Origin of the sequence: Pseudomonas fluorescens, from assembly GCF_001307275.1 — a bacterium.
Taxonomy (GTDB): Bacteria; Pseudomonadota; Gammaproteobacteria; order Pseudomonadales; family Pseudomonadaceae; genus Aquipseudomonas; species Aquipseudomonas fluorescens_AA.
On the sequence record NZ_CP012831.1, the window covers coordinates 1,253,434 to 1,278,629 of the forward strand.

Genomic DNA, 25,196 nt, shown 5'->3' on the forward strand with positions numbered 1-25,196 from the left:
CGGCTGCGAAGCAGTCGTAAACCGACCGGTGCGGTGTGTCTGATTCTCCGCATTTGGCAGGTTTTGGGGCCGCTTCGCAGCCCAGCGGGAGCAAGCTCCCTCGCCACGGGCTTGTCGATTGCCTTAAGTGAACAGCATTACCCTGTGGGAGCGAGCTTGCTCGCGATGGCGGTGGCATGTTCAACATCTTTACAAACTGACACTCCGCTATCGCGAGCAAGCTCGCTCCCACAGGGGCTTCATCCTGGCATCAGCTTGTGTGTCGCCCACAAAAAAGCCCCCGCCGCCGCAAGGCAACGAGGGCTTTTGTTTTCCTGATGCTACATCTCGACCTGCGTCCCCAGTTCAATCACCCGGTTCAACGGCAGATTGAAGAAACGAAGGTTGCCGTTGGCATTTTTCAACATGAAGGCGAACAGTATTTCGCGCCAGCGGGCCATGCCCTCAAGCTTGGAGGCGATGACGGTCTCGCGACTGAGGAAGTAAGTGGTGCGCATCGGACTGAAGTCCAGGTCATCGAGATGACAGAGCTTGAGCGCCTGCGGAACGTCCGGCTCGTCGGTGAAACCGAAGTGCAGGATCACCCGGAAGAACCCTTCGCCATAGGCATCGACCTCGAAGCGCCGCTGCGGTGGCACCCGGGGAATGTCTTCGTACACCACGGTCAGCAGCACCACCTGCTCATGCAGCACCTGGTTGTGCAATAAATTGTGCAACAGCGCGTGAGGCACAGCGTCCGAACGCGCGGTCAGGAACACGGCGGTGCCCTGGACCCGGTGCGGCGGCTGCACACGGATGCTGCTGATGAAGATCGGCAGCGGCAGCGCCCCTTCATCCAGGCGCTCCACCAGCAATTGCTTGCCGCGTTTCCAGGTGGTCATCAGCACGAACAAGGCAATACCGGCGATGACCGGGAATGCACCGCCCTGGATGATTTTCGGCACGTTGGCGGCGAAGTACAGGCCGTCCACCAAAAGAAAACCGATTAGCAACGGAACAGCCAACAGCGGCGGCCACTTCCACAACAGCAGTATCACGGCGGACACCAGGATCGTGGTCATCAGCATCGTACCGGTCACGGCCACGCCGTAGGCCGAAGCCAGCGCGCCGGAAGATTCGAACCCCAGCACCAGCAGCACTACACCCACCATCAACGACCAGTTCACCGCACCGATGTAGATCTGGCCCTGCTCGGCGCTGGAGGTGTGCTGGATGTACATGCGCGGGATGTAACCGAGCTGGATCGCCTGGCGCGTCAGGGAGAACGCGCCGGAAATCACCGCTTGCGAGGCGATCACCGTGGCCAGGGTCGACAGGCCCACCAGCGGGAGCAGCGCCCAGCTCGGCGCCAGCAGATAAAACGGGTTGCGCGCCGCTTCCGGGTCGCCCAGCAACAACGCGCCCTGGCCGAAGTAATTAAGCACCAGCGCCGGCAATACCAGGATGAACCAGGCACGGGCAATCGGTTTGCGGCCGAAGTGCCCCATGTCGGCGTACAGCGCTTCGGCGCCGGTCAACGCCAACACCACGGCACCGAGGATCGCCACGCCCATGCCCGGATGAACGATAAAAAAACGCCCGGCCCAGGCCGGGTTCACCGCCTGCAACACTTCTGGATGTTGAGCGATGCCGTACACACCCAGGGCGCCAAGCACCAGGAACCAGGTGACCATGATCGGGCCAAACAGGGTGCCGATCCGTGCAGTGCCGTGGCGCTGGATCAGGAACAGCCCCACCAGCACCACCAGCGACAAGGGCACCACCCAGTGATCGATGCCTTCGAACGCCAGGCCAAGGCCTTCAATGGCCGAGAGCACGGAGATCGCGGGCGTGATCATGCTGTCGCCGTAGAACAGCGCCGCGCCGATCAAGCCGCAGATCACCAGGAAGGTCCGCAGTCGCGCCCTTCCCGCCGCGGCTCGCCGCGCCAGGGCGGTGAGCGCCATGATCCCGCCCTCGCCCTGGTTGTCGGCGCGCAGCACGAACATCATGTACTTGATCGACACGACCCAGATCAGCGACCAGAAAATCAGCGACAGGATCCCCAGCACCCCATCGTGATTGACAGGCACGCCATAGGCACCGGAAAACACTTCCTTGAGGGTGTACAACGGGCTCGTACCGATGTCGCCATAAACCACTCCGACCGCCGCGACCAGCATGCTCAGCGGCTTAGCTGCCGAATGCTCGGCACCTGCCACCTGACTACTTGCATGACCCATCCAACACTCCCGTTTCCCAGACCTGGCTTCTTGAACGAAGCGCTATGTTTTGTTGCGGCAGCATGCGCTGTTTTACGTATTGTTACAGACGTTTTATTGACTGTAGCAATCGCCAGAACGCAAAGGCGCGAAGCATAGCGCAGCACTCGTCGCATTTCCCGGTATAAAGCTGGTCAAGTGCGTCGACCCTGGATAGAATTGCGCACTTTTTGATCAGAGGCGCGCCAGGCGCCCTGTCTCGGCAAGAGACGATCCCCCCTACACCGAGGTTAGACATGTCCACCACTACCGCGCCAGCCAATCCGAAGGTTGGCTTCGTATCCCTGGGTTGCCCGAAGGCTCTGGTCGACTCCGAGCGCATCCTGACCCAGCTGCGCATGGAAGGCTATGACGTCGTGTCCACGTACCAGGACGCCGACGTGGTCGTGGTCAACACCTGCGGCTTCATCGATTCGGCCAAGGCCGAGTCCCTGGAAGTGATCGGCGAAGCCATCAAGGAAAACGGCAAGGTCATCGTCACTGGCTGCATGGGTGTGGAAGAAGGCAACATCCGCAACGTGCACCCAAGCGTGCTGTCCGTGACCGGGCCGCAGCAGTACGAGCAGGTGGTCAACGCCGTGCATGACGTGGTGCCACCGCGCCAGGACCACAACCCGCTGATCGACCTGGTGCCGCCACAAGGCATCAAGCTGACCCCGCGCCACTACGCCTACCTGAAGATTTCCGAAGGCTGCAACCACAGCTGCAGTTTCTGCATCATCCCATCGATGCGCGGCAAGCTGGTGAGCCGTCCGGTGGGCGATGTGCTCGACGAGGCCCAGCGCCTGGTCAAGGCCGGCGTCAAGGAACTGCTGGTGATCTCCCAGGACACCAGCGCCTATGGCGTCGACGTGAAATACCGCACCGGCTTCTGGAATGGCGCGCCGGTGAAAACCCGCATGACCGAACTGTGCGAAGCCCTCAGCACTCTTGGCGTCTGGGTCCGCCTGCATTACGTTTACCCGTACCCGCATGTCGACGAACTGATCCCGCTGATGGCGGCCGGCAAGATCCTGCCGTACCTGGACATCCCGTTCCAGCACGCCAGCCCGAAAGTCCTCAAGGCCATGAAGCGCCCGGCTTTCGAAGACAAGACCCTGGCCCGCATCAAGAACTGGCGCGAAATCTGCCCGGACCTGATCATCCGCTCGACCTTCATCGTCGGCTTCCCCGGCGAAACCGAAGAAGACTTCCAGTACCTCTTGGACTGGCTGACCGAAGCCCAGCTCGACCGCGTTGGCTGCTTCCAGTATTCCCCTGTGGAAGGCGCACCGGCCAACGACCTGGACCTGGACGTGGTGCCGGACGACGTCAAGCAGGACCGTTGGGAACGCTTCATGGCGCACCAGCAGGCCATCAGCTCGGCGCGCCTGCAAATGCGCATCGGCCGTGAAATCGAAGTGCTGGTGGATGAAGTGGACGAGCAAGGCGCTGTGGGCCGCTGCTTCTTCGACGCGCCGGAAATCGACGGCAACGTCTTCATCGACAACGGCAGCAACCTCAAGCCAGGGGACAAGGTCTGGTGCAAGGTGACCGACGCCGATGAATATGACTTGTGGGCTGAGCAGATCGGTTGATCTGCCGCGCTTTACAGGCTGCTGCAATACCTGTGGGAGCCGAGCTCGCTCGCGATAGCGGTGCATCAATCAGCATGAATGTTGGCTGACACGACGCTATCGCGAGCAAGCTCGGCTCCCACAAGTCTTTCATCGCCGAAAAATTGAAAAGCCTCGCCATCCTCACAGGATGCGGGGCTTTTTTACGGCTATCGTATGGAGAAACCCAGCACATCCAGCACAAGGAACAGGCGGACATGCGCCAGCATTCGGTCATCCATACACCGAAACCGAGCGATTACCAGGAACTGACCCAGGTTTGGGAAGCCTCGGTGCGGGCCACCCATGAGTTTCTGCCAGACAGCTACATCGAACTGCTGAAAAACCTGGTGCTCACCCGCTACCTGGATGCGGTGATGCTCATTTGCACCCGGGACGCGCGCCAGCGGATCACCGGTTTCGCCGGTGTCGCGGCTGGCAAGGTCGAGATGCTCTTCATCGACCCGCAACACCGTGGCCAGGGCCTGGGCAAGCTGTTGCTGCGCTATGCCATGGAACAGCTGAACGCCGATCAACTGGACGTCAACGAACAGAACCCGCAAGCCTTGGGCTTTTACCTCAAGCAAGGCTTCGAAGTGGTCGGGCGCTCGGCAAAAGATGGCATGAACCAGCCCTACCCACTGCTGCACATGCGCTACAAGCAGCCCGACCTGAAGGCCGGACGCGGCTAAAAGCTGCATGAGGCAAATGGACCCGCGATTAACCGGCCCCAGGCAGGTACAATGCCCACCCTCTTTTTGTTACGGCCCCCGTCATGACTGACCCGATTCGTCTCTCCAAACGCCTCATCGAACTCGTCGGCTGTTCCCGTCGCGAGGCTGAGCTGTTCATCGAGGGCGGCTGGGTCACCGTGGATGGCGAAGTGATCGACGAGCCGCAGTTCAAGGTAACGACCCAGAAGGTCGAACTCGACGCCGAGGCCAAGGCCACCGCGCCAGAGCCGGTGACACTCCTGCTGAACGTCCCGGCCGGCATGGACGTAGACACCGCGATGGCCTCCCTTGGCCCGCAGACCCTGAGCGAAGAACATCGCTTCGGCAAGCGGCCGCTCAAGGGCCATTTCCTGCGCCTGACCGCCAGTGCCGACCTGCAAGCCAACGCGAGCGGGCTGCTGGTGTTCACCCAGGATTGGAAGATCTTGCGCAAGCTCACTGCCGACGCCGCCAAGATCGAGCAGGAATACGTGGTGGAAGTCGAAGGCGACATGGTCGCCCATGGCCTCAATCGCCTGAACCATGGCTTGACCTACAAGGGCAAGGAGCTGCCGGCAGTCAAGGCCAGCTGGCAGAACGAGAACCGCCTGCGCTTTGCCATGAAAAACCCGCAGCCCGGCGTGATCGCTCTGTTCTGCCAGGCGGTCGGGCTCAAGGTCGTCGCCATTCGCCGCATCCGCATCGGCGGCGTGTCCATCGGCAAGGTGCCGCTGGGCCAGTGGCGCTACCTGTCTGCCAAAGAGAAATTCTAATTTTTTCCGGCGCCGCACCGAACGCAGGCGCCCACTGCCGATTGATCAGGACTGCATACATGATTCACAACGACGTACTGCGCAGCGTGCGCTACATGCTCGACATCAGCGACAAGAAAGTCATCGAGATCATCAAGCTGGGCGGCCTGGACGTCTCCCTGGCGGACCTGGCGGGCTACCTCAAGAAAGACGAGGAAGAAGGCTTTGTGTTCTGCCCTGACGAGGTCATGGCGCATTTTCTCGATGGGCTGGTGATCTTCAAGCGTGGCAAGGACGAAAGCCGTCCGCCGCAGCCGATCGAAGTGCCAGTGACCAACAACATCATCCTCAAGAAACTGCGGGTGGCCTTCGAGCTGAAGGAAGACGACATGCACGCCATCCTCAAGGCCGCCGAGTTCCCGGTGTCCAAGCCGGAACTGAGCGCGCTGTTCCGCAAGTTCGGCCACACCAACTACCGCCCGTGCGGCGACCAATTGCTGCGCAACTTCCTCAAGGGCCTGACGCTGCGCGTTCGCGGCTGACTTTGAAGGACCGCTGAATCCTGCGGGCTTTTGTGGCGAGGGAGCTTGCTCCCGCTGGACGCGCAGCGTCCCCTCGCGGTGTGTCAGACAACACCGGGGGGCTGCTTCGCAGCCCAGCGGGAGCAAGCTCCCTCGCCACAGAGGACCGTGTCGATTTCAGCTCTCGCGTTATCATGCCCTCTCCATCTCGCCTCGATCCCAACCCATGACCTACAGCGTCTCTCCCATCGGCTTCGTCCGCTCCTGCTTCAAGGAGAAGTTCGCCATCCCCCGCCAACCGCAACTGGCTCCGGCCGCACGCGGTGTGCTGGAGCTGGTGGCGCCGTTCGACCAGGGCGAGGCGGTGCAAGGCCTGGAGCAGGTCAGCCATGTCTGGCTGCTGTTCCTGTTCCACCAGGCGCTGGAGGACAAGCCACGCTTGAAAGTGCGACCGCCACGCCTGGGCGGCAACAAGTCCATGGGCGTGTTCGCCACCCGCGCCACCCATCGCCCCAACGGCATTGGCCAGTCGGTGGTGAAGCTGGAACGGGTCGAAACCGGGCGCCTGTGGCTCTCGGGTATCGATTTGCTGGACGGCACGCCGGTGCTCGACATCAAGCCCTACGTGCCCTACGCCGATATCATCCCCTCGGCCTCCAACCGCATCGCCAGCGCCGCGCCTGAGTTGATTGCGGTGCAATGGGCGGACACCGCCCTGGTTCAAGCACACGAGCACGCCACGCGCCTGGAAGAGCCGTTGGTGGAGCTGATCGAACAATGCCTGGCCCAAGACCCGCGCCCGGCGTACCAGATGCCCACAGCCGAACGGGAATACGGTGCGCAGTTCTGGGATGTGGACGTTCGCTGGCATTACCCGCAACCGGGAGTGATCCGGGTATTGGAAGTCGTTCCTGCCGGTAGATAAAACCCGGGAACGAAAAAGCCCGCGCGGCCTTTATCAGGCGGCGCGGGCTTTCTTATGCTGTGTCAGTTGGACCGAGTCGCTGCCATCGCGAGCGAGCTCGCTCCCACACTGGGTCTGTTGTGAACAGAGAATCTGTGTTCAATGAACATCCCTTGTGGGAGCGAGCTTGCTCGCGATGGCGATCTATCAGTCGCCACAACAGCTTACTTCTCTACAAACGCCCGCTCGATCAGGTAGTCACCCGGCTCGCGCATACGCGGCGAAACGGTCAGGCCGAAGCTGTTAAGCACTTCACTGGTCTCGTCGAGCATGCTCGGGCTGCCGCACAGCATGGCGCGGTCGTCCTGGGGGTTGATCGGTGGCAGGCCGATGTCGCGGAACAGCTTGCCACTGCGCATCAGGTCGGTCAGGCGGCCTTCGTTCTCGAACGGCTCGCGCGTCACAGTCGGGTAGTAGATCAGCTTGTCACGCAGGGCTTCGCCGAAGAACTCGTTCTGCGGCAAGTGCTCGGTGATGAATTCGCGGTAAGCGACTTCATTGACGTAACGCACGCCGTGGCACAGGATCACTTTTTCGAAACGCTCATAGGTTTCCGGATCCTGGATGACGCTCATGAACGGCGCCAGGCCGGTGCCGGTGCTGAGCAGGTACAAATGCTTGCCAGGCTTGAGATCGTCCAGCACCAGGGTGCCGGTGGGTTTCTTGCTGATGATGATCTCGTCGCCTTCCTTCAGGTGCTGCAGCTGGGAAGTCAGCGGACCATCGGGCACCTTGATGCTGAAGAATTCGAGATGCTCTTCCCAGTTTGGGCTGGCAATCGAGTAAGCGCGCATAAGCGGGCGGCCGTTGGGCTGTTGCAGGCCGATCATCACGAACTGACCGTTCTCGAAGCGCAGGCCCGGATCGCGGGTGCACTTGAAGCTGAACAGAGTGTCGTTCCAGTGATGAACACTGAGGACACGCTCGTGGTTCATGTTGCTCATGTACGGGGACTCCTGGGAATGATGCCTGCGCCGATAATCTGCGCAATTGCATCGCATTCTAATGGCGGCGACAATATCTGTTAAATGGATTATTAAGATAAGGGTTATCGGTTATATCGATATGCGATTTACTCTACGTCAACTTCAAGTCTTCGTCGCCGTCGCCCAGCAAGAAAGCGTGTCTCGCGCTGCGGGCCAGCTCAACCTGTCGCAGTCGGCGGCCAGCACCTCCATCACCGAACTGGAGCGGCAATCGAGCTGCCAGCTGTTCGACCGTGCCGGCAAACGCCTGAGCCTCAATGCCCTGGGCAAACAGCTGCTGCCCCAGGCAGTGGCGCTGCTGGACCAGGCCAAGGAGATCGAAGACCTGCTCAATGGCAAGTCCGGTTTCGGCTCACTGGCGGTCGGCGCGACGCTGACCATCGGCAATTACCTGGCGACCTTGTTGATCGGCGGGTTCATGCAGCGCCATCCGGAAAGCCAGGTGAAGCTGCATGTGCAGAACACTGCCAATATCGTGCACCAGGTTGCCCACTATGAAATTGATCTGGGTCTAATCGAAGGCGACTGCAGCCATCCGGACATCGAAGTGCAAAGCTGGGTGGAGGACGAACTGGTGGTGTTCTGCGCCCCTCAACACCCGCTGGCCAAGCGCGGCCAGGCGACCATGGAGGAATTGACCCGTGAAGCCTGGATTCTGCGGGAACAGGGTTCGGGCACACGACTGACTTTCGACCAGGCCATGCGCCACCACCGCAGCGCGTTGAACATCCGCCTGGAGCTGGAACACACCGAAGCGATCAAGCGCGCCGTTGAATCCGGCCTGGGCATTGGCTGCATCTCACGCCTGGCCCTGCGCGACGCCTTCCGCCGCGGCAGCCTCGTCGCGGTGGAAACACCGGATATGGACCTGGCGCGGCAGTTCTATTTCATCTGGCACAAACAGAAGTACCAGACCTCAGCCATGCGCGAATTTCTCGAATTGTGCCGGGCGTTCACCGCCGGGGCCCAGCGCAGCGACGAAATCGTGCTACCGGCCATTGCCTGAACCGTTACAGCAGGATCAGGCCCCACACCAACGCGATCATCGTCAGGGCGACGAACTGGGCAGCGCTGCCCATGTCCTTGGCGTTTTTCGACAATGGGTGCAGCTCCAGGGAGATGCGGTCGATGGCCGCCTCCACCGCCGAGTTGAGCAATTCCACGATCAATGCCAGCAGGCACACGGCAATCAGCAGCGCCTGTTCGACACGGCTGACGTTCAGGAAGAACGACAACGGAATCAATACGACGTTGAGCAACACCAACTGACGGAAAGCCGCTTCGCCGACAAAAGCCGCGCGCAGCCCGTCCAAGGAATAGCCGGAGGCGTTGAGGATGCGTTTCAGGCCGGTCTGGCCTTTAAAAGGTGACATAGAGTGAGCAACTGATCGAAAAGGAGTGGAGAAACTAATTCAAACCCGGTCAAAAAAGCGTGAACCCGAACACTAAGCCGGCGGCGAAATTGACTCAAGTTGTTGCAGCAGCAGGGCCGCCTGGGTCCGGGTGCGTACGTTCAGTTTACGGAAGATCGCCGTGACGTGGGCCTTGATAGTGGCCTCCGACACGTTCAGTTCATAGGCAATCTGCTTGTTCAGCAGGCCTTCGCAGACCATGGTCAACACTCGAAACTGCTGCGGCGTGAGGCTGGCCAGGCCCGCGCTGGCGGCCTTGGCCTCTTCGGACACGCTCACGGCTTCAAACGCCTGGGGTGGCCAGCTGACATCGCCGTCCAGGACCGCCTTCACGGCCTTTTGAATCATTTCAAGGGAGCTGGACTTGGGGATGAAACCACTGGCGCCGAACTCCCGGGCCTTGACCATCACTGACGCTTCTTCCTGGGCCGAGACCATGACCACGGGGATCTGCGGGTATTGGCCCCGCAACAGCACCAGCCCTGAAAAACCATAGGCACCGGGCATGTTCAGATCCAGCAGCACCAGGTCCCAATCGGACTTCGCCGTCAACTGGACCTCCAGTTCGGCGATACTGGCCACCTCCGTCAATCGGACATCCGGGCCAAGGCCCAGGGTCACCGCCTGATGCAACGCGCTGCGAAAGAGCGGGTGGTCATCGGCAATCAGGATTTCGTATGTGGCCATTTTTCAAATGATCCTGTTTTTAATGGCAGGCCCGATGCATTCGCGCCTCGCCAAGACAACTCAAGACACCGCCCTGCGGCGGCATCCACAGGGGCACGTGCAACGCCAAACATGACGTTTCAAATACGGTCGGCGCCCTGGTCGGCGCCAAGCATGCCCAGCGAAGCCGGGGTGGTCAAGCAGCACGGCCGCCCCTGAGTCCAGTATGGGCCACTATTGAGCCAATACTGTGTGCGGCGTACGAATGAAGGGTTGCAACTCGGCATGGGCCGGGGTCGACACGTTGACCTCCTGCTGGCCCTTGGCGCCCAGGTAATGCTGGCTGAACACATCGAAATAGGCCTCCAGGGCCGACGCGGCGTCGCTGTCCCCCGCCAGCTCCAGACACAACGCCGCCACTTCCGCAGTGCACAGGTGCTCGCTACGGGTCGAACGACGCAAACGGTAGCGCGACAGTTTGTCGGGCAGCAGGCTCAGGATCGGCAGCCGGTCGAAATACGGGCTCTTACGGAAAATCTTCCGCGCCTCCGTCCAGGTCGCGTCCAGCAGAATGAACAACGGGCGCCTGGACTGATCGAGGTCCACCGTGTGGGTGACCCGCGATGGCTCGACGTATTCACCCGGAAACACCAGGTATGGCTGCCATTGCGGATCGTTCAGCAACGCCAGCAACTGCTCATCGACCTCGGTGCGCGACCAGATGAACGCATGGTTGTCACGCACCACATCGGCGATCAGCCAACCGGTGTTGCTCGGCTTGAACACTTCCTTGTTGGTCATGATCAGGCAGACCCCGGAACGGGTTTCGACGCTCGGACGCCAGGCGCACAGGCAATGGCTCTCGATCACCCGACAGGCGCTGCAACGGGGGGCGCGCCAGCCTCGGGCCTGGATCGGCCTGATCCCTTCATCGATGCGCTGGTCGCGCAGGCGGGCTACGGCGTTAGGGGCGTGATTCATCGTGGGCGACGCCGACAGACAGGAAAACTCGACACGAACAACACTCGGCAGGGCAATAAAGGCCGGCAGTCTACCAGAGCGCACGAGCCTGTACCGTCCACCCGGGCTCCCCTATAATCCCCGGCCACTGAACGCACAGTCATGTGATCGGTCGAACCACCAGTCACTGAACCAGGAGAGTTTCATGCTGCGCCTTATCGTCCCTACCGTTGCCGTTCTGCTGGCGACGTCCTTCAGCGCTCAGGCTGCCTCGCTGAAAGAACTCGAACTGAACAAGATGCTGCAGAACGTTGCCAAGGAAAGTAGCGTCGGTACGCCGCGGGCGATCAACGAAGACATTCTCGACCAGGGGTATACCGTCGAAGGCACCGAGCTGATCAACCACCTCAGCGTGCAAAGCAGCCATGCCCAGAAAATGCGCGCAGACCCCAAGGCCGTGTATTTCCAGCTGGGCTCCACGGTGTGCACCAATCCGGGCTTCCGCAAGTTGATGGCCAAGGGCGCGACAATGCGCTACGAATTCACCGAGGTTAAGACCAACCGCCCGGTCGCGACCGAGCGCTTCCAGGAATCGGATTGCCCGAAACCCGCCAAGACGAAGAAGTAATCAACCCGAGCTTGCGCGCCGCTGCTCATCGTCGGCGCGCAATTCCGCTACCAGCGCCTGCAGGTAGCGCGAGCGCCATGCCCGCCCTCCCAGTCGACGACAGCATTCCTCCTCAAGACTCACCCGATTGGCCTGTGCCGATTCCAACAGCATCAAGTACAACTGCCTGTCGAGCTCCAGAGTCACCCTGGTCATCTCTCCCGCCTCCATGCCCGTCCGCTTCAATCCATCACCTAGCACCAGCCCTGAGCGCCAAATTGCATTGGCACGCTTGTTATCAGTAAATCAGAGCGGCACACACCCGGCCGGCAATCTGACGAGCGGTGCGATATTGCGGTGCACTTATCCAGCGGTTGCCAACGGTCACTTTTGAGCGCCATGATCAGGACAGCAAAGATCGGCTAGATTCAGAAGTATTCTGAGTATTTGCATCGGGCAGAAAGAGGCTGCCCGGCCAACACCTTGGCGTGCTTGTTTTCATCAAAAGGGAAAAACAGAACCCGCTGGATGGCTTGGTCGCCGTGCTGCAGACCGCGTCAAGCCAGGTCAACCTCCAGGCCGCTGCCTGGGCTGACGACGACACACGAGGTGTCGTGGCCCTGATGAATCTCTCATCCGGGCCAGGGTTTTGTTAAGAAGGAGAAGTTGAATGCCTTATAAACCGAATGACCTGCTCAGTCGTCATTTTGAGAACCACGGCCACGACCTCACCCGCAAGGTCGAAGAACAACTCAACCTGGTGTCTCCCAACAGCCCCAACCTCCCCATTTACCGAGACATGATCCTGACTGTGCTGCGCATGGCCCAGGAAGATCACAACCGCTGGAATGCCAAGATCACGTTGCAGACCCTGAGGGAATTGGAACACGCCTTCCGTACGCTCGAACAATTCAAGGGCCGGCGCAAGGTCACGGTTTTCGGCTCGGCCCGAACGCCTATCGAACATCCGCTGTACGGCCTGGCCCGAGAGTTGGGCGCTTCGCTGGCCCGCTCGGACATGATGGTCATCACCGGTGCCGGCGGTGGCATCATGGCCGCTGCCCATGAAGGCGCGGGACGTGACCATAGCCTGGGGTTCAATATCACCCTGCCTTTCGAACAGCACGCAAACCCGACCGTCGAAGGCACGTCGAACCTGCTGCCGTTCCACTTCTTCTTCACCCGCAAGCTGTTTTTCGTCAAGGAGGCCGATGCGCTGGTGCTCTGCCCTGGCGGTTTCGGCACGCTGGATGAGGCGCTGGAAGTCCTGACGCTGGTCCAGACCGGTAAAAGCCCACTGGTACCGGTGGTCCTGCTGGATGTTCCCGGGGGCAGGTTCTGGCAAAGCGCCCTGGACTTTATCCGCGAGCAGCTGGAAGAGAATCGCTACATCCTGCCCACCGACATGAAGCTCATGCGCCTGGTGTACAACGCCGAAGAGGCCGTGGAGGAGATCAATCAGTTCTACCGCAACTTCCACTCCAGTCGCTGGCTCAAGCATCAGTTCGTGATCCGCATGAATCACAAGCTAAGCGAACAGGCACTGCAGCAGATGCAGGTAGATTTCGCCGACCTGTGCCTGAACGACTGTTTTCATCAACATGACTACAGCGGTGAAGAGCACGACGAGGCCCGGTTCAGTCACCTGACACGCCTGACGTTTACCTTCAACGCCCGCAATCATGGTCGTTTGAGGGAGTTGGTGGACTACATCAACCTGCCGGAAAACTGGGCCCAACCCACCCCACAGACCCATCCCCTTACCTGGGAGCCGATCAAGGTAACCTGAGCCCATAAAAAAACGGCCCGCTATCGAAATAGCGGGCCGTTTTTATTTAATCATCCATGCCGCGACCGCTGAACAAGCGGTTGATCATTTCCATGGAGTAGCCTCGGTACGCCAGGAAACGCCCTTGCTTGGCTCGCTCTCGTGCATCGATGGGCAAATGTCCGGAGAACTTGCGACGCCAGGTGTCCGTCAGTTGCTCCTGCCAATCGATACCGCTTTCGCGCAAGGCGAGTTCGATATCCGGGCGTTGCAAACCGCGCTGGCCCAGCTCCTCACGAATGCGCAAAGGACCGTAGCCGGAGCGGGCGCGATAAGCGACGAAGCTTTCCAGGTAACGGGATTCCGACAGCAGGCCCTCTTCAGTCAAACGGTCGAGGGCCGTGTCGATCAATTCATCGGGCGCGCCGCGCTGACGCAGTTTACGCGTCAGCTCGACCCGACCGTGCTCGCGCCTGGCGAGCAGGTCCATCGCGGTTCGCCGCACCGCGACGAGGGTATCGAGTACGGCGGTCATCGGATCGATCAGATGTCAGCGTCAGCCAGATCGTCAGCAGTCTCGCGATTAGCCACGGACTTGACGTCTGCAACCGGGCTCAACAGCTTGTCACGCAATTGCTTCTCGAGGGCAGCGGCAACTTCCGGGTTATCCGCCAGGAACTTGGCCGAGTTGGCCTTGCCCTGACCGATCTTGGTGCCGTTGTAGGCATACCAGGCGCCCGACTTCTCGACGAAACCATGCAACACACCCAGGTCGATCATCTCGCCATTGAGGTAGATGCCCTTGCCGTAAAGAATCTGGAACTCGGCCTGACGGAACGGCGAAGCCACCTTGTTCTTCACGACCTTGACGCGGGTTTCGCTGCCGACAACCTCATCACCTTCTTTCACCGCGCCAGTACGGCGGATGTCGAGGCGAACCGAGGCGTAGAACTTCAGTGCGTTACCACCGGTGGTGGTTTCCGGGCTGCCGAACATCACACCGATCTTCATACGGATCTGGTTGATGAAGATCACCAGGCAGTTGGCGTTCTTGATGTTACCGGTGATCTTGCGCAGGGCCTGGGACATCAGACGAGCCTGGAGGCCCACGTGCATGTCGCCCATTTCACCTTCGATTTCAGCCTTTGGCACCAGTGCCGCCACGGAGTCGACGATGATCACGTCGACCGCGTTGGAACGCACCAGCATGTCGGTGATTTCCAGGGCCTGCTCGCCGGTGTCCGGCTGGGAAACCAGCAGGTCGTCGACATTGACGCCCAGTTTGCCGGCGTATTCCGGGTCCAGGGCGTGTTCGGCGTCGACGAAGGCGCAGGTCGCGCCGGCTTTTTGGGCCTGGGCGATCACGGACAGGGTCAGTGTGGTTTTACCGGAAGACTCAGGACCGTAGATTTCAACGATTCGGCCTTTTGGCAGACCGCCGATGCCAAGCGCAATGTCCAGGCCCAGGGAGCCGGTGGAGATGGAAGGAATAGCCTGACGGTCCTGATCGCCCATACGCATTACGGCACCCTTGCCGAATTGACGTTCGATCTGACCCAAGGCCGCAGCCAAGGCTTTCTTCTTGTTGTCGTCCATTAAAGTCCTCACGTAATCAATAAGGCCTGACGGCCAACACCTGTATAAGTAGCCAGTATTATTCCACAGCGATTGAGGATCGCCTACCCCTGATTTGAGATTTCTACAGCGGCATGTTGCAGCAGCCCCTCTAGCGCGGCCCTCACCGTTTGTCGGCGGACCTCGTCGCGGTTGCCTGCAAAGAAGCGCTGCTCGCTGATCAGCGTCTGGCCGACGGCCCAGGCGAGCCATACGGTGCCCACCGGCTTGCTCGGCGAGCCCCCATCCGGCCCGGCCACCCCGCTGACCGCCACGGCAAAACGCGCCAGGCTTTTGCGCTGGGCGCCTTGTGCCATGGCCTCGACCACCTCGCGGCTGACCGCCCCGACCTTCTCGAACAACTGGGCCGGCACCTCCAGTTGCTGGCTTTTCTGGCGATTGGAATAGGTGACATAACCGGCCTCGAACCAGGCGGAACTCCCCGGAATCCGGGTAATCGCCTCGGCAATCCCGCCGCCCGTACAGGACTCGGCCGTGGTGACGTGGGCATTGAGCAACTGCAGGCGTCTGCCCAATTCAGCGGCCAGTTCGGTAATGTCGTCCATGGTGCTCTCCTGATTCCCCACGATTGAGGCCTACCGTACACGAGCAGTCGACGCTTGCAAGGCTCGCCGGATTACCGACCCAGCGCTCTGATATAGGCCTGACAGGCCTGCAAGGCAATCAGTCCGCGATCACCGGCGTCGGTGATGGCGATAATTCGTTGAGCATGCGCCGGGTCAAGTCGGGCGCGTGGGGCGCCATGATCCAGGCCGCCGGCGCCGGTGGCGGCAGGCACTGCACAACCGGCGGCAACATCGTTGGCGTCGAGGAGGACTGACAGCCGGACATCGGCAGTAGCAAGGCGATCGCGCAGGCGATCCTGGTCACGTTGGGCATCGCTCAAGGCTCGGTAATGGGTTTGTTCGCTGGTGGAGAGTTGTTGCTCAAGGGCGAGGCGTTTGTCCCGCTCGGCCTTTTGCTGCATCGCGGCCGCCTGGCTTATCTGACTCAACGTCGCAGTCTGGGCTTGTGCCAATTGCGCCAATTGTTGGCCATAACGCCAATCCTGGAGTCGCCACGCGAGCATTGCCGGACCACCCGCCAACACTGTCAGTAAAACGACAATGCCAAGGGTACGAGCAGAAAAAGGCATCAGGCCGAAGACTGGCATAACACCGCCCTCGCCCGCGCCCAGAGTTGCAGGCGCGCCTCCAAGCCATTCAAACCACCGTTGATACGGCGGGTGATGGTGTTGAATTGATCGCGGTCGGCCAGTTCGTTCAAGCCGTTCTGCTCCCAGAACCACGCCGCGGATTCAGCGGCCCATTGCGGTTGCTCCAGCAACTGCGGCAACGTCAGCAGACGCGCGTCGCCAAACAGGCCCTGACTGCAACGAAGGTAATTGTCGCGGCCGGTAATCTGGATCAGTCCTCGGCCACGATATTTCTGGCCGTCACCGTCGGCCTGGGGTGAGTTGCCCAGGCGAACGGCCAGGGTTCCGGTATCGTACTTGCTCAGATATTGCTCACTGCCCAGCTCGCGGACATAACGCAATTGCCCCGACTCATGACCGACCTGGGCCAGGAACGCGGCCATGCGTTTGGGTGTGTCGATACGATAGCGGGACATCGCGGTGTTTAGCGCGGAAATAAAAACGCCCGCTTGGGCGCGGGCGTCGGGCATGATGTTGATGAGTTGCTGCTGCGTAAGATCCATGTTCAGGTCATCGCAAGTGCATGATCAAAGATGTCCGGCCAGCCAGGACGGCGCAACCGGACGATGTTCAGTGGCTGGAAAGTGCTCATCCTGTGGCCAATCCCTCATAGCCCGGCGATAAGCCTGAAGCTGCGTGTACTGTGTTTGGTCCAGCGTCGTACCGCCACCGTCATCCATTTCGTCGCGATCTCTCGCTATGAGGCGGTCGGTTGCTGTGAGCAATGCATCACGCCAATTCTTTTCACTGGTCGCTCGTACCGTGAGCTCATTAACGGACATATCCGAGAGCACCGGACGACCTTTGGCGTCCGACTCGATACATTTGTTCAGAAAGGGTGCGGCAAATAACGCTCTATATTCTTCATCGGTGATCTTGATCGCGTCTTCAGGAAGATTGTTAGCGTGATCGATAGAGTTGTAAAACCCGCCCGTGGATTGAGCGTAATAAATCAACATATTCATCTCCCCCTCAATAACCTATCGCTCGCCATAATCCAGTCCAATTTGAATAGGCGCCATTGTAGTCCCGCCCATAAAGCCTGAATTGGCTCAGCGAGCCTGTGGAGACTCCAAAAGACGCACAAGTGGGGCCTCCATCGGTCACTACAATGTTTCTGACGGCATTAGGGAAGGACATTGGAAACGTTACGATAACGCCGTTGGCATCCGCTCCGCTGGAAGAAATGCCCCACTGCTCGATAACATATCCCGTCGGACTCGTTGCATCAGGCGTGCGCTTCCAGCCATTGGGTTGCAATGACGAAATGGACATGGCCGAATACTTCAAGGCAACAGTACCGCCAATAAGACGCCATTGGTTAGTGAGTTTAATGAACTCCGCCGTTTCGCCCAGACCAATAGTGATTGCCCCCTGCGCACCATTCGACGCGCATAGCACATCAATAGCGGATGCCGTTGAAACGGTGACCATGCCGGTTCCCGCATTGACAATCGTCACTGTGGCGCCCTGTATAATTTCGGCGGTAGCCGGCAGTCTGGCGGTAACCGGTGTGTTACTGGCGAAACTGGCAACTCCGCCAACATCCGATACTGTCAATGTCGCACCGGTGTTGTAGACATCGAACCCACCATATTGCACCCCTCGGCGGAGTACGTATTCAGTCGTTGCGACGGCCCGGCTGTTATCGAATAGCGGCGCGGTGAGAAACAACCCGCTCCCCCGCAAGGCTGTAAGCAATTGGTTGGAGAGGGCTTCCGACGGCGCTATCCCGGCGGCTTGAATGACATTGAGTAATTCCTGCGTCACACCGTTGCCCCAACTGGCGGGGATCAAGGACCCCGGCTTACCCGCCAAGGGATCTTCGTCCACAAACCTGCCGTTCGACAGACCCGCACTAGGCACACTTTTTGGGTAATCCAAATTTTCGCTCCTGATTAGCCAGCGACCAAAATGAAGGCGATAAAAAACCTCACCTGTTGTTCATTCGGCGGTGGCACGGGAAATTGAGAATTTTCTGGCGATTGCTTAAGCAGCAGGCTCAGGCATGACAGGCCAGTCGATATCGGTTGGAAAACCGACCTGATGCTGGATGCGATTCAATTCAACGCTGTAGAGTTTCCACTCCATCAACATCAGCTGTTCCTGGTCAGTGGCGTCGCCAATGTCTTCGGCGTACTGAAAGAGGGCAACTTTCTGAACAGCCTCCAGCAACAGTTTTTCGCGTTTTGCCAAGGCTTCTCGCTTGAGGTCAGCCAGTTGTAGCGGCTCGTCAAATACCCGAATGTTATCCCCCCAGACATCGAGATTATCCGGGCGAGACTCGACGGTGTGCATACCCGGCAAATTGCTTAATTCGGTAGGCCAGGGATATTGATTTTGAATCGCCTCATAGCGAGCAACGCCTAAATCAAGTACAACTTCCCAACCTTCTATATCCATCGCCCGCATTCGCTGGACCTCAGAGAAATAACGGTCGCTACCGGCTAGTGGATCGGCATAGGCTCGAAGTCGTAGTGCTTCGACTCCCTCGCGGGTTAACGGAGGAAGTGAGGGGGCATCGATCCAGACTGGACGCCCATTTTCAAACCCCAGTTGCTTGCCTTCGGGTGGTGGTTTCCTAGCATAGGTGTTTAGCTCTTTCTCAGTCAAAAGAATGGCATCCGTAGGCCAGTCTTCAATCAGATAAGTCCCATCAGACTTCCAAGCAGCAGGAATGAAACCGTTGACTGAACTCGAATAGTACATAGCGACTCCTTAATTCCCGATGGCAAAAAAGCCATAAAGTCCAAATGTTCCCGACGAAACAAACCGACCCGAAGAATTGGACAGCGCGGTAGGATCAGTGGAAATAGTGAATACCGGTATCCCATTAGTTTGGTCAAACGCAATTGCCTGGCGTACCGCATTAGGAAACGCAATTGGCCAGTTCACCGTATGAGTAGCCGCTGTTGACGTGGCCTCTCCCCACTGAACTATAAGCCCCCCTGGCACGTCTGGGATGCGAACATAATCATTAACAGCAAAAGCTCTTCTCGGAAACCATGCGGTCAGGAGAGCCATCACCCCTGAAGGGTTGGACATAACCGTTGTAAGTAAACCTGCCAATTGCTCGGCTGAGGTACCGAATCTGGCAAGACCGACACTGGTGGTAGTGGCCTTTGTTCCCCCCCCGTACAACTCAACAATACCCACTTATCCAAAGTCGCTGACCAAACGACACTGCACATGCCATTCGCAACAATCTCACCAGCCTGAAGAGCAGACAAGGCGAGGCCAACAATAGGTTTGGCAGATAAATCGTTAGGTGAAAATGTACTGGCGCCTGTGTTGGCGGTTTTCGCCTTGAAGCGCAAAACCATTCCATCAACCAGTGTGGACAAAGCAGGCAGGTAGGCGACGGTGTAGATATTCGCGGCGCCGTTATCCTGTGCGTGATTCTCACTACCGGCCTGATTGATACGTCGGATGGCTTGGATGAGTTGCGTGGAATCCGCCTCATTCGGGTTGAGTCCTGCTTCGTCGATAACATTCAATACTTCGTCTGTAACCGAATTCCCCCATCGTGCAGGGATCAACGAACCTGGCGTCCCCATCAAAGGATTTTCGTCGACAAACTTCCCATTCACCAGCCCTGCGCTGGGAACGCTCTTTGGATAATCCATATTTGTTTCTCTATATCGAAAGGAAGAAAGAAATCACGCGAAGAGGTGGAGTTCACGAATGGCCACAAGCACCTCATCAGCGACTTGGCGCGCAAGATCCGCCTTGCCTTTGGCCATGTGCGCGCGAATCTGCGCCTTGGCCTTGAGGCGCAGTTCGCGAAGCGCCAGCAGGTTCGCTTCAAACTCAGCGGCCTTGGCGAGAATCTGATCCGCCGCCTGCCTGGCTGTACGGCCTTTGACGACCCACGCAGAAACGGCCAACGGAACGGCTTTTTTCGGATAACCCTGATCCTTGAAGGCCTGCGCTTCGAGGGCGGCTTGTTGGTATTCCAGGGCCCGCAACGGATCTCCGGCCAACGTGCGACGGGCGCTGTCGGCAGCGGTATCGACCTTGACGCACAGGCGTTCGACTTCCTGGCGCAACTGCTCGGCGGCATTCTCTTCGGTTAGTACCCAAGTACCGTCCTCCCAGATATGGGCGGACGAAGGTGCAGGCGGGCGAAGTCCATCTTCGTACTGGTGCAGTTCTTGAATGACTTTCATCGGATCAGCTCCCAGGACAGGTGAACATTGATTGCATTGGTAAAGTTGACGGCGATACCCACGCTGTAATCCGTCAATGCCTGGTGCCCCTTGATTCCCATGCTCAATAGCAATTCGTCGCTATCGGCATTGGTTGCGCCGAGTGTGTGCTCGGCCTGGTACGACTGCCAAAGCGAACGCAGCTGTGTATGGTCAAAACTGGCCGTGACCGTGGAGACGCTCACGTCATTGACGACGTTACTGGAGAACAGCACGCACATGGACGGACTGGCGGGGTTTGTCCACCCCCCGGGATTGTTGCCGGGTGTTGTCGCGACGGGAGACAGATAGCTGTAGTTGCCCCCAATCCACCCGGCCTGAACGAACGCCAGCGAAGTCACGGCACTCGGAGAGGGTGTCGGATTCCCCGCCACAAGCCGCGCCGCACGCGCATGCGGATCCAGCGGCAGATACACCACTCCAGTGCCATTCACCGTTTGCGTCCAGGTCAATTGAGCACGGTTGTAAATCGTGCGAATCGTTGGCAAGGAACCTGGCGCCCCGGTCATGACCCAGGCCAGGCACATGTCCAGGGGCGTGGACGCAAAGCCGCCGCCGGACGCTCCGTTGACCGTACCCTTCAAGGACTCCGGCGAAAGGTCATACAGGCTTCCACGCTGCATATAGAACGTCAGCACACCGCCGATGACCTGTGCGCGTAGAAAATAACTGGCGCTGGGCAATAAATCGGCGCTGCTCCAAGCCGCCGTCACGTAGGTACGTGATCGACCCAACCGTCCACTCACCACCTCTTGTCCGACGCTGATGTACACACCCGCCGGAATCGAGACACGGCCGCCGCTGGTTGACAGTGCCGTTGGCGTTATCGCCAGGCGGGCGTCCGCTGTTGCAATCGTCGGCAGCGGCAAGGCGGTGATCGGAAGCGCGAGGTCCTGGTTCCAGCCCTTGGCGGTAACCGACTGAATCGCCTCGAGCAGCTGATCGTTCTGGGTTTCATCTGGCGTCAGATCACCCGCTTTGATGACATTCACGATTTCCTGTGTCACCCCGTTCCCCCAAGCCGCCGGAATCAACGACCCCGGCGTCCCGGTCAGCGGGTTTTCATCCACGAACTTCCCACTCACCAGCCCGGCGCTGGGCACACTTTTCGGATAATCCATCGTCTACTCCCTAGTCATAATTGATGTGAACCTTGGTATGCGCCGGTGCACTGCGGTGAATCAGGCATTCCAGGGCCGAGCCCGGATTGACGCCAAAACGCTCCCCCCAATAGCTCGCACCAAAACGCCGCCCCAGCAGCAGCCGGCCACCGGTATTGAGGGTCCACATGAATTGCGCCTGCCAGGTGCCAAAATGCGCTTCGCCGAACCGGGCGCGGCCCATGCGCGGCGCCTTCAGTTCAGTGATGGTGGCGTTGGGGTAACCCTGGCTCTTGGCGATTTCCACGTAATAGGCAATGGCTTGGCTGCCCACCGCCAACAACCGTCGGCGCACCGCCAGACGGCGATCGTCATACAACGGCGTGGCCCCGAGGCACGGATCCGGCAGGTTCATCACCCGCTCCCAGTCCGGTACCAGCTCACTCACGCCTGCCGGGTCCATCTCGTTGAGCAGGTCGGCGGCACGGGCGTCGAGGCGTGCCAGTTCCTGGGCGATGCCTTGCAGCACGTCGTCCAGTTCCGGCACGCGCTCCGGATCCCATGCCGGGCCGCTGGGCAGCAGGCTGCGCAGCTGGGCCTGGTACTGTTCGGCGGTTCTTATTCCTGCCATGTGCAACCTCCGAACGTCAGCAACTGGTTGCTGGCGGCGACGACATCGGCGACTGGCGCACTGAGTTTGTGGTCGGTTTCGCCGGTGGCGCTGCTGATGGCTTCAGCGATATGACTCCACAACAGGGTTTCGCCGAGGCCGGCTTCACGATTGTGCAAGTCGCGCAATTGGGCCTCGATGGCCGCCCGCACGGCGCTGGTGTCCGGCGTGATGCGCAGCCTGTAGTTGACCGGAACCTGCGTCGGCGCCAGCACGTGCAGCTCGGCGGTCACCGGGCGCAAGGGCTCGATGTAGGCCCGCACTTCTTCCAATTGCTCGGCGTTGGGGATCGGTTGCGGGTCGTCGTCCCGCATCACGAACAGGCCGACGGTGCCTGGCCCCAGGTAGCTACCCCGGCACCACGCACGGGTGATGCCGGGGCACTCCAGGGCCCAGGTTTCATAGTCCTGGGCCGAACCGCCGTGGGGAATCACGCGATAGGAACGGATCACCCTGGCGCGCAGGGACTCAAGGCTTTCCCTGGCAACACCGCCGGTCAGCCCCGGCGCCAGCACGGTGAAGCGATTGTCGATGCCCAGAAGCGGCTGCACCGGTGTCAGCACCAGGCCGGCGTCGGCATTGCCCAGGCTACCGGCTTCCAGCGCCGCGACGGTGGCGGTGTTCAGGCCATTGCTGGTGGTGCGGGCGGTGATCACTTTGTAAGTGCGGCCATCGGTCGATTGCAGCAGCGTATCGACATCCAGCACGGCACCTGCCGTAGCGCTGAAGCTGACATTGCCGCTGGCCACTTGGGCCGCTTTGCGCGCCTGGTTCAGGCGCAGGGCAGCGATGCGTTCCAGGGTGGACTCATCGGCTTTGTCCGGCAGGATCTGCTCGGCGATCCAGTCCAGGTAGCCATACAGGCCGTAGGCGGCGCCGCCAAGAGTGCGGGCCAGCACTTGGGCATCGGACTGGCGCAGCGAATCGCTGGCCAGGTCGCTTTGGGCGCGTTTGATCAGCACCGGCAGCGAAGGGGTTTCAAACGGCATAGGTCACCTGCCAACTGTTATCGGGGTTGATGTCCAGGCGCTCGCCGTCGGCCAGGGTCAGGACCGTGCGCAGGTTCAAGCGCTGGGCGTCGAGGCGTTCGCTGATGATGTCGATGGCGCTGCAGTGGCCGTCATCGATCAGCCATTGCAAGGCTTCGCGGGCATAGAATTCGGCGTCGAGCTGGGTCTGGCGGGTCAGCTTGACCCGGCGCAACAGCCACAGCCGCGAGCCGATGCGGTCGTCGGCAACGGTGGGAAAGGTGTCGCCCCACCAGCCGAAACGTTCGTCATCATCGACGGCATCGTCGTCAGCGGCGCGGCGCCAGGTGAACAGGCTGATCAGCACCGAGCGGGTCAGCGCGGCGTGCAGGTCCTGGCTGATGAACATCATTGACCTCCCGCCGGCGCACCGGTCTGGCCGCTGCCGGCCTGTACGCCGCCATGCACATGTTTGATCTGGCTGATGCCGCCGGCGATCTGGTCGCCTTGGGAGACGATCTTGCCGGTGTGGTTGATGACCGGGCTGTCGATGTTCACCGCGCTACTGGCGCGGATGTTCAGGGTTGCAGTCTCGATGTCGATGACACGACCGCGCTTGAAGTGGAGCTTGTCGCCTTCGTCGGTGTAGAGCGCCACTTCGCCGGGGGCCAGGGCCTGGAGACGGAAGCGGCGATCGGCGACCACCAGGACCACGGCATGGGAGCGATCGCCCCCCAGGAACGTGGCAATGCCCTCGGCACCGGCCAGCGGGTTGCTGGTGAAGCCGTAGGGTTCGAAGTGCTCCATATCGTCGTTCACTTCGCCGGCGGTGAGGCGCATTTGCAGCGACTGCAGCTTGGTGGCCGAATGGGCGAGCACGACAGTGCCGCGCGCCAGGAGGCGGGTCAGTAGGCTCATTGAGGTTTCCTTGAGAATCGGGGACTTGAACGCGGTGTTTGGATCAACATCTCTGTTGGCTGCACTGCCGCCATCGCGAGCAGGCTCGCTCCCACAAGGGATCTGTGGTGGGCGGACACTTTGGGGGCGCTCTCGAAACACTGTGGGAGCGAGCTTGCTCGCGATAGCGGCAGCACATCCGACATCCATGCAAGCTGACCCACCGCCATCGCGAGCAAGCTCGCTCCCACAGGGGATCTGTGGTGGGCCGGGGCTCAGGGTTTTGGCGGCACCGGGTTGGCGTCGAAGGTATGCGGCGGCGCGACTTGCAGGGTGGTGACGGAGCCTTGTGCCGAGAGCGAGTACGTCACTTTGGAAATCAACATGTCACCGTCGAACCCCAGCACCGGGTCGATCACCCGTACCAAAGTGTTGTGCCGCCACAAGTCACCATTGGCCTGGCGCCAGCCTTGCACACGGTAGGTGGTGGTCAGGGCCTTGCCGGTGCGGATGGCGCTTTCCCAATCGGCCCGTTGCTGGGCCAGTTCGAAGGTCAATTGCGCACTCTCGCTGATCACCGTCACCCGCTTGCGCTTGAAGCCCAGATCGGTGGCGGTGCCAGAGACTTCGCTCACCGCCGCCCCGCTCTGTTGATCATTGCCCTTGTGCTGGCCGATGACCCGGTATTCGGAGAACACCTGGCTGTAGTCCATCGGTGCGTTGCCCGACAGAATGTTCTTGCCCAGCTCCAATACATCACTGGCCCGCCCACCGCTGCCGGGTTTGGCCAGCAACACACGTCCTTGTGCGTCGTCGGTGGAGAACACTCGGAACAACGTCAGCAAACGGTCGATGGATTGAAAGACCGTTTCCCCCGGCACGATGCTGTGTTCGCTCAACCGCGCGGTTTCAGGGATCTCGCTGACGACCCCCACGCCGTATTGCGATGCCAGGGCCTGGACGATGCTCAGCAGCGTTTGCCCGCGCCATTGGGTCGGGCGGTTGATCGCGGCGCAGTCCACCAGGTCCTGGGTCTTGGAGCCACCTTCGATGCTCAGGCTGATCTGTCGACCGTCATAGCTGACCGGTGCCTTGAACACATAACCGCTGAGGACCAGATCGGCACCAATGCGCACCTGGCATTCATCGCCCGGACGGATCGGCACGGCTTGGGTCTGCCCCGGCCATTGCCAAGTGATGTCGAGTTTGAAGGTGCGAAACTGGCGCTCCAGGTCCGCACTGATTTCCACGCTTTTCCAGCCGCCGTAATCCAACCCGCCGACAGTAAGCGAGACAGCGTTGTCGAGCTCGTTCATGG

At 60.1% G+C, this 25,196-nt stretch carries 31 protein-coding genes; 8 read left to right on the forward strand and 23 right to left on the reverse strand.

Annotation, left to right across the window (positions count from 1 at the left end):
* Positions 1–320: 320 nt before the first annotated feature.
* Complete coding sequence (locus tag AO356_RS05605; protein WP_060738939.1) at positions 321–2,222, reverse strand: potassium transporter Kup; 1,902 nt, start codon at positions 2,220–2,222, stop codon at positions 321–323.
* 275 nt (positions 2,223–2,497) lie between these two features.
* On the opposite strand from AO356_RS05605, the gene rimO reads away from it, so the two are divergent.
* From rimO to tsaA, 5 genes are all read left to right on the forward strand, one after another.
* A complete protein-coding gene (gene rimO, locus AO356_RS05610) occupies positions 2,498–3,838 on the forward strand; it encodes a 30S ribosomal protein S12 methylthiotransferase RimO (RefSeq protein ID WP_003198379.1) in 1,341 nt (446 codons plus the stop codon).
* A gap of 236 nt (positions 3,839–4,074) precedes the next feature.
* A complete protein-coding gene (locus AO356_RS05615) occupies positions 4,075–4,548 on the forward strand; it encodes a GNAT family N-acetyltransferase (RefSeq protein ID WP_060738940.1) in 474 nt (157 codons plus the stop codon).
* A gap of 83 nt (positions 4,549–4,631) precedes the next feature.
* The gene (locus AO356_RS05620; protein ID WP_060738941.1) at positions 4,632–5,342 is read left to right on the forward strand and encodes an rRNA pseudouridine synthase; all 711 of its coding nucleotides are present in this window, start codon (positions 4,632–4,634) and stop codon (positions 5,340–5,342) included.
* Positions 5,343–5,401: 59 nt separating this feature from the next.
* Positions 5,402–5,863: a DUF1456 family protein gene (locus AO356_RS05625; RefSeq protein ID WP_053182473.1), complete on the forward strand. Its 462-nt coding sequence runs from the start codon at positions 5,402–5,404 to the stop codon at positions 5,861–5,863.
* A gap of 205 nt (positions 5,864–6,068) precedes the next feature.
* Positions 6,069–6,767, forward strand: a complete 699-nt coding sequence (gene tsaA / locus AO356_RS05630; RefSeq protein WP_060738942.1) for a tRNA (N6-threonylcarbamoyladenosine(37)-N6)-methyltransferase TrmO — start codon at positions 6,069–6,071, stop codon at positions 6,765–6,767.
* A gap of 203 nt (positions 6,768–6,970) precedes the next feature.
* Here tsaA and fpr read toward each other — a convergent pair whose 3' ends face one another.
* Positions 6,971–7,750 carry a ferredoxin-NADP reductase gene (gene fpr, locus AO356_RS05635; protein WP_003184787.1) on the reverse strand — a complete coding sequence of 260 codons (780 nt, stop codon included), beginning with the start codon at positions 7,748–7,750 and terminating at the stop codon, positions 6,971–6,973.
* Positions 7,751–7,871: 121 nt separating this feature from the next.
* Between fpr and AO356_RS05640 the strand changes: the two genes are divergently transcribed.
* Entirely contained in the window at positions 7,872–8,798 is a 927-nt protein-coding gene (locus tag AO356_RS05640; RefSeq protein ID WP_060738943.1) for a LysR family transcriptional regulator, read from the forward strand.
* A gap of 4 nt (positions 8,799–8,802) precedes the next feature.
* On the opposite strand, the gene AO356_RS05645 is transcribed toward AO356_RS05640, so the two are convergent.
* The 3 genes from AO356_RS05645 to AO356_RS05655 form a co-directional block, all read right to left on the reverse strand.
* Entirely contained in the window at positions 8,803–9,165 is a 363-nt protein-coding gene (locus AO356_RS05645; RefSeq protein WP_053118952.1) for a diacylglycerol kinase, read from the reverse strand.
* Between the two features lie 72 nt (positions 9,166–9,237).
* On the reverse strand, positions 9,238–9,891 hold the full coding sequence (gene erdR / locus AO356_RS05650) for a response regulator transcription factor ErdR (protein WP_060738944.1): 654 nt from the start codon (positions 9,889–9,891) through the stop codon (positions 9,238–9,240).
* A gap of 213 nt (positions 9,892–10,104) precedes the next feature.
* A complete protein-coding gene (locus AO356_RS05655; protein WP_060738945.1) occupies positions 10,105–10,851 on the reverse strand; it encodes a tRNA-uridine aminocarboxypropyltransferase in 747 nt (248 codons plus the stop codon).
* A gap of 184 nt (positions 10,852–11,035) precedes the next feature.
* Here AO356_RS05655 and AO356_RS05660 point away from each other — a divergent pair, with 184 nt between their 5' ends.
* Entirely contained in the window at positions 11,036–11,458 is a 423-nt protein-coding gene (locus tag AO356_RS05660) for a quorum-sensing-regulated virulence factor family protein (protein ID WP_003198359.1), read from the forward strand.
* On the opposite strand, the gene AO356_RS05665 is transcribed toward AO356_RS05660, so the two are convergent.
* Complete coding sequence (locus AO356_RS05665) at positions 11,459–11,653, reverse strand: hypothetical protein (protein ID WP_003198357.1); 195 nt, start codon at positions 11,651–11,653, stop codon at positions 11,459–11,461.
* Positions 11,654–12,107: 454 nt separating this feature from the next.
* Here AO356_RS05665 and AO356_RS05670 point away from each other — a divergent pair, with 454 nt between their 5' ends.
* Positions 12,108–13,226 carry a TIGR00730 family Rossman fold protein gene (locus AO356_RS05670; RefSeq protein ID WP_060738946.1) on the forward strand — a complete coding sequence of 373 codons (1,119 nt, stop codon included), beginning with the start codon at positions 12,108–12,110 and terminating at the stop codon, positions 13,224–13,226.
* A gap of 46 nt (positions 13,227–13,272) precedes the next feature.
* Here AO356_RS05670 and recX read toward each other — a convergent pair whose 3' ends face one another.
* The 17 genes from recX to AO356_RS05750 all read right to left on the reverse strand — a co-directional run bounded on the left by recX (position 13,273) and on the right by AO356_RS05750 (position 25,194).
* Positions 13,273–13,740, reverse strand: coding sequence for a recombination regulator RecX (gene recX, locus AO356_RS05675; protein ID WP_053118941.1), 468 nt, complete (start codon positions 13,738–13,740; stop codon positions 13,273–13,275).
* Positions 13,741–13,748: 8 nt separating this feature from the next.
* Complete coding sequence (gene recA / locus AO356_RS05680; protein ID WP_003198351.1) at positions 13,749–14,801, reverse strand: recombinase RecA; 1,053 nt, start codon at positions 14,799–14,801, stop codon at positions 13,749–13,751.
* An 83-nt stretch (positions 14,802–14,884) separates the two neighbouring features.
* On the reverse strand, positions 14,885–15,385 hold the full coding sequence (locus AO356_RS05685) for a CinA family protein (RefSeq protein ID WP_060738947.1): 501 nt from the start codon (positions 15,383–15,385) through the stop codon (positions 14,885–14,887).
* Between the two features lie 71 nt (positions 15,386–15,456).
* Positions 15,457–15,993, reverse strand: coding sequence for a lysis system i-spanin subunit Rz (locus AO356_RS05690; protein WP_060738948.1), 537 nt, complete (start codon positions 15,991–15,993; stop codon positions 15,457–15,459).
* On the reverse strand, positions 15,975–16,538 hold the full coding sequence (locus AO356_RS05695) for a glycoside hydrolase family 19 protein (protein ID WP_060738949.1): 564 nt from the start codon (positions 16,536–16,538) through the stop codon (positions 15,975–15,977). Before AO356_RS05695 ends, AO356_RS05690 begins: the two co-directional genes overlap by 19 nt.
* Positions 16,539–16,562: 24 nt before the next feature.
* Positions 16,563–17,000: a phage tail assembly chaperone gene (locus AO356_RS05700; RefSeq protein ID WP_177431706.1), complete on the reverse strand. Its 438-nt coding sequence runs from the start codon at positions 16,998–17,000 to the stop codon at positions 16,563–16,565.
* 7 nt (positions 17,001–17,007) lie between these two features.
* Positions 17,008–17,919 carry a gp53-like domain-containing protein gene (locus AO356_RS05705; protein WP_060738950.1) on the reverse strand — a complete coding sequence of 304 codons (912 nt, stop codon included), beginning with the start codon at positions 17,917–17,919 and terminating at the stop codon, positions 17,008–17,010.
* Positions 17,920–18,024: 105 nt separating this feature from the next.
* A complete protein-coding gene (locus AO356_RS32980; protein WP_060738951.1) occupies positions 18,025–18,744 on the reverse strand; it encodes a tail fiber assembly protein in 720 nt (239 codons plus the stop codon).
* Positions 18,745–18,753: 9 nt separating this feature from the next.
* Positions 18,754–19,080: a gp53-like domain-containing protein gene (locus AO356_RS33310; RefSeq protein WP_420480616.1), complete on the reverse strand. Its 327-nt coding sequence runs from the start codon at positions 19,078–19,080 to the stop codon at positions 18,754–18,756.
* Positions 19,059–19,661, reverse strand: a complete 603-nt coding sequence (locus AO356_RS32985) for a hypothetical protein (protein ID WP_060738952.1) — start codon at positions 19,659–19,661, stop codon at positions 19,059–19,061. Before AO356_RS32985 ends, AO356_RS33310 begins: the two co-directional genes overlap by 22 nt.
* Before the next feature lie 33 nt (positions 19,662–19,694).
* Positions 19,695–20,204 (reverse strand): hypothetical protein, encoded by a 510-nt coding sequence (locus tag AO356_RS05720; protein ID WP_060738953.1) that lies wholly within the window; start codon positions 20,202–20,204, stop codon positions 19,695–19,697.
* Positions 20,201–21,364 (reverse strand): hypothetical protein, encoded by a 1,164-nt coding sequence (locus AO356_RS05725; protein WP_060738954.1) that lies wholly within the window; start codon positions 21,362–21,364, stop codon positions 20,201–20,203. Before AO356_RS05725 ends, AO356_RS05720 begins: the two co-directional genes overlap by 4 nt.
* Positions 21,365–21,374: 10 nt before the next feature.
* Positions 21,375–21,974 (reverse strand): YmfQ family protein, encoded by a 600-nt coding sequence (locus AO356_RS05730; RefSeq protein ID WP_060738955.1) that lies wholly within the window; start codon positions 21,972–21,974, stop codon positions 21,375–21,377.
* Positions 21,962–23,002 (reverse strand): baseplate J/gp47 family protein, encoded by a 1,041-nt coding sequence (locus tag AO356_RS05735; RefSeq protein ID WP_060738956.1) that lies wholly within the window; start codon positions 23,000–23,002, stop codon positions 21,962–21,964. Before AO356_RS05735 ends, AO356_RS05730 begins: the two co-directional genes overlap by 13 nt.
* Positions 22,992–23,390, reverse strand: coding sequence for a phage GP46 family protein (locus tag AO356_RS05740; RefSeq protein ID WP_060738957.1), 399 nt, complete (start codon positions 23,388–23,390; stop codon positions 22,992–22,994). The genes AO356_RS05735 and AO356_RS05740 overlap by 11 nt, the downstream gene beginning before the upstream one ends.
* Positions 23,390–23,899, reverse strand: a complete 510-nt coding sequence (locus tag AO356_RS05745) for a phage baseplate assembly protein V (protein WP_060738958.1) — start codon at positions 23,897–23,899, stop codon at positions 23,390–23,392. Before AO356_RS05745 ends, AO356_RS05740 begins: the two co-directional genes overlap by 1 nt.
* Before the next feature lie 254 nt (positions 23,900–24,153).
* The gene (locus AO356_RS05750; protein ID WP_060738959.1) at positions 24,154–25,194 is read right to left on the reverse strand and encodes a phage baseplate assembly protein; all 1,041 of its coding nucleotides are present in this window, start codon (positions 25,192–25,194) and stop codon (positions 24,154–24,156) included.
* Positions 25,195–25,196: the final 2 nt, after the last annotated feature.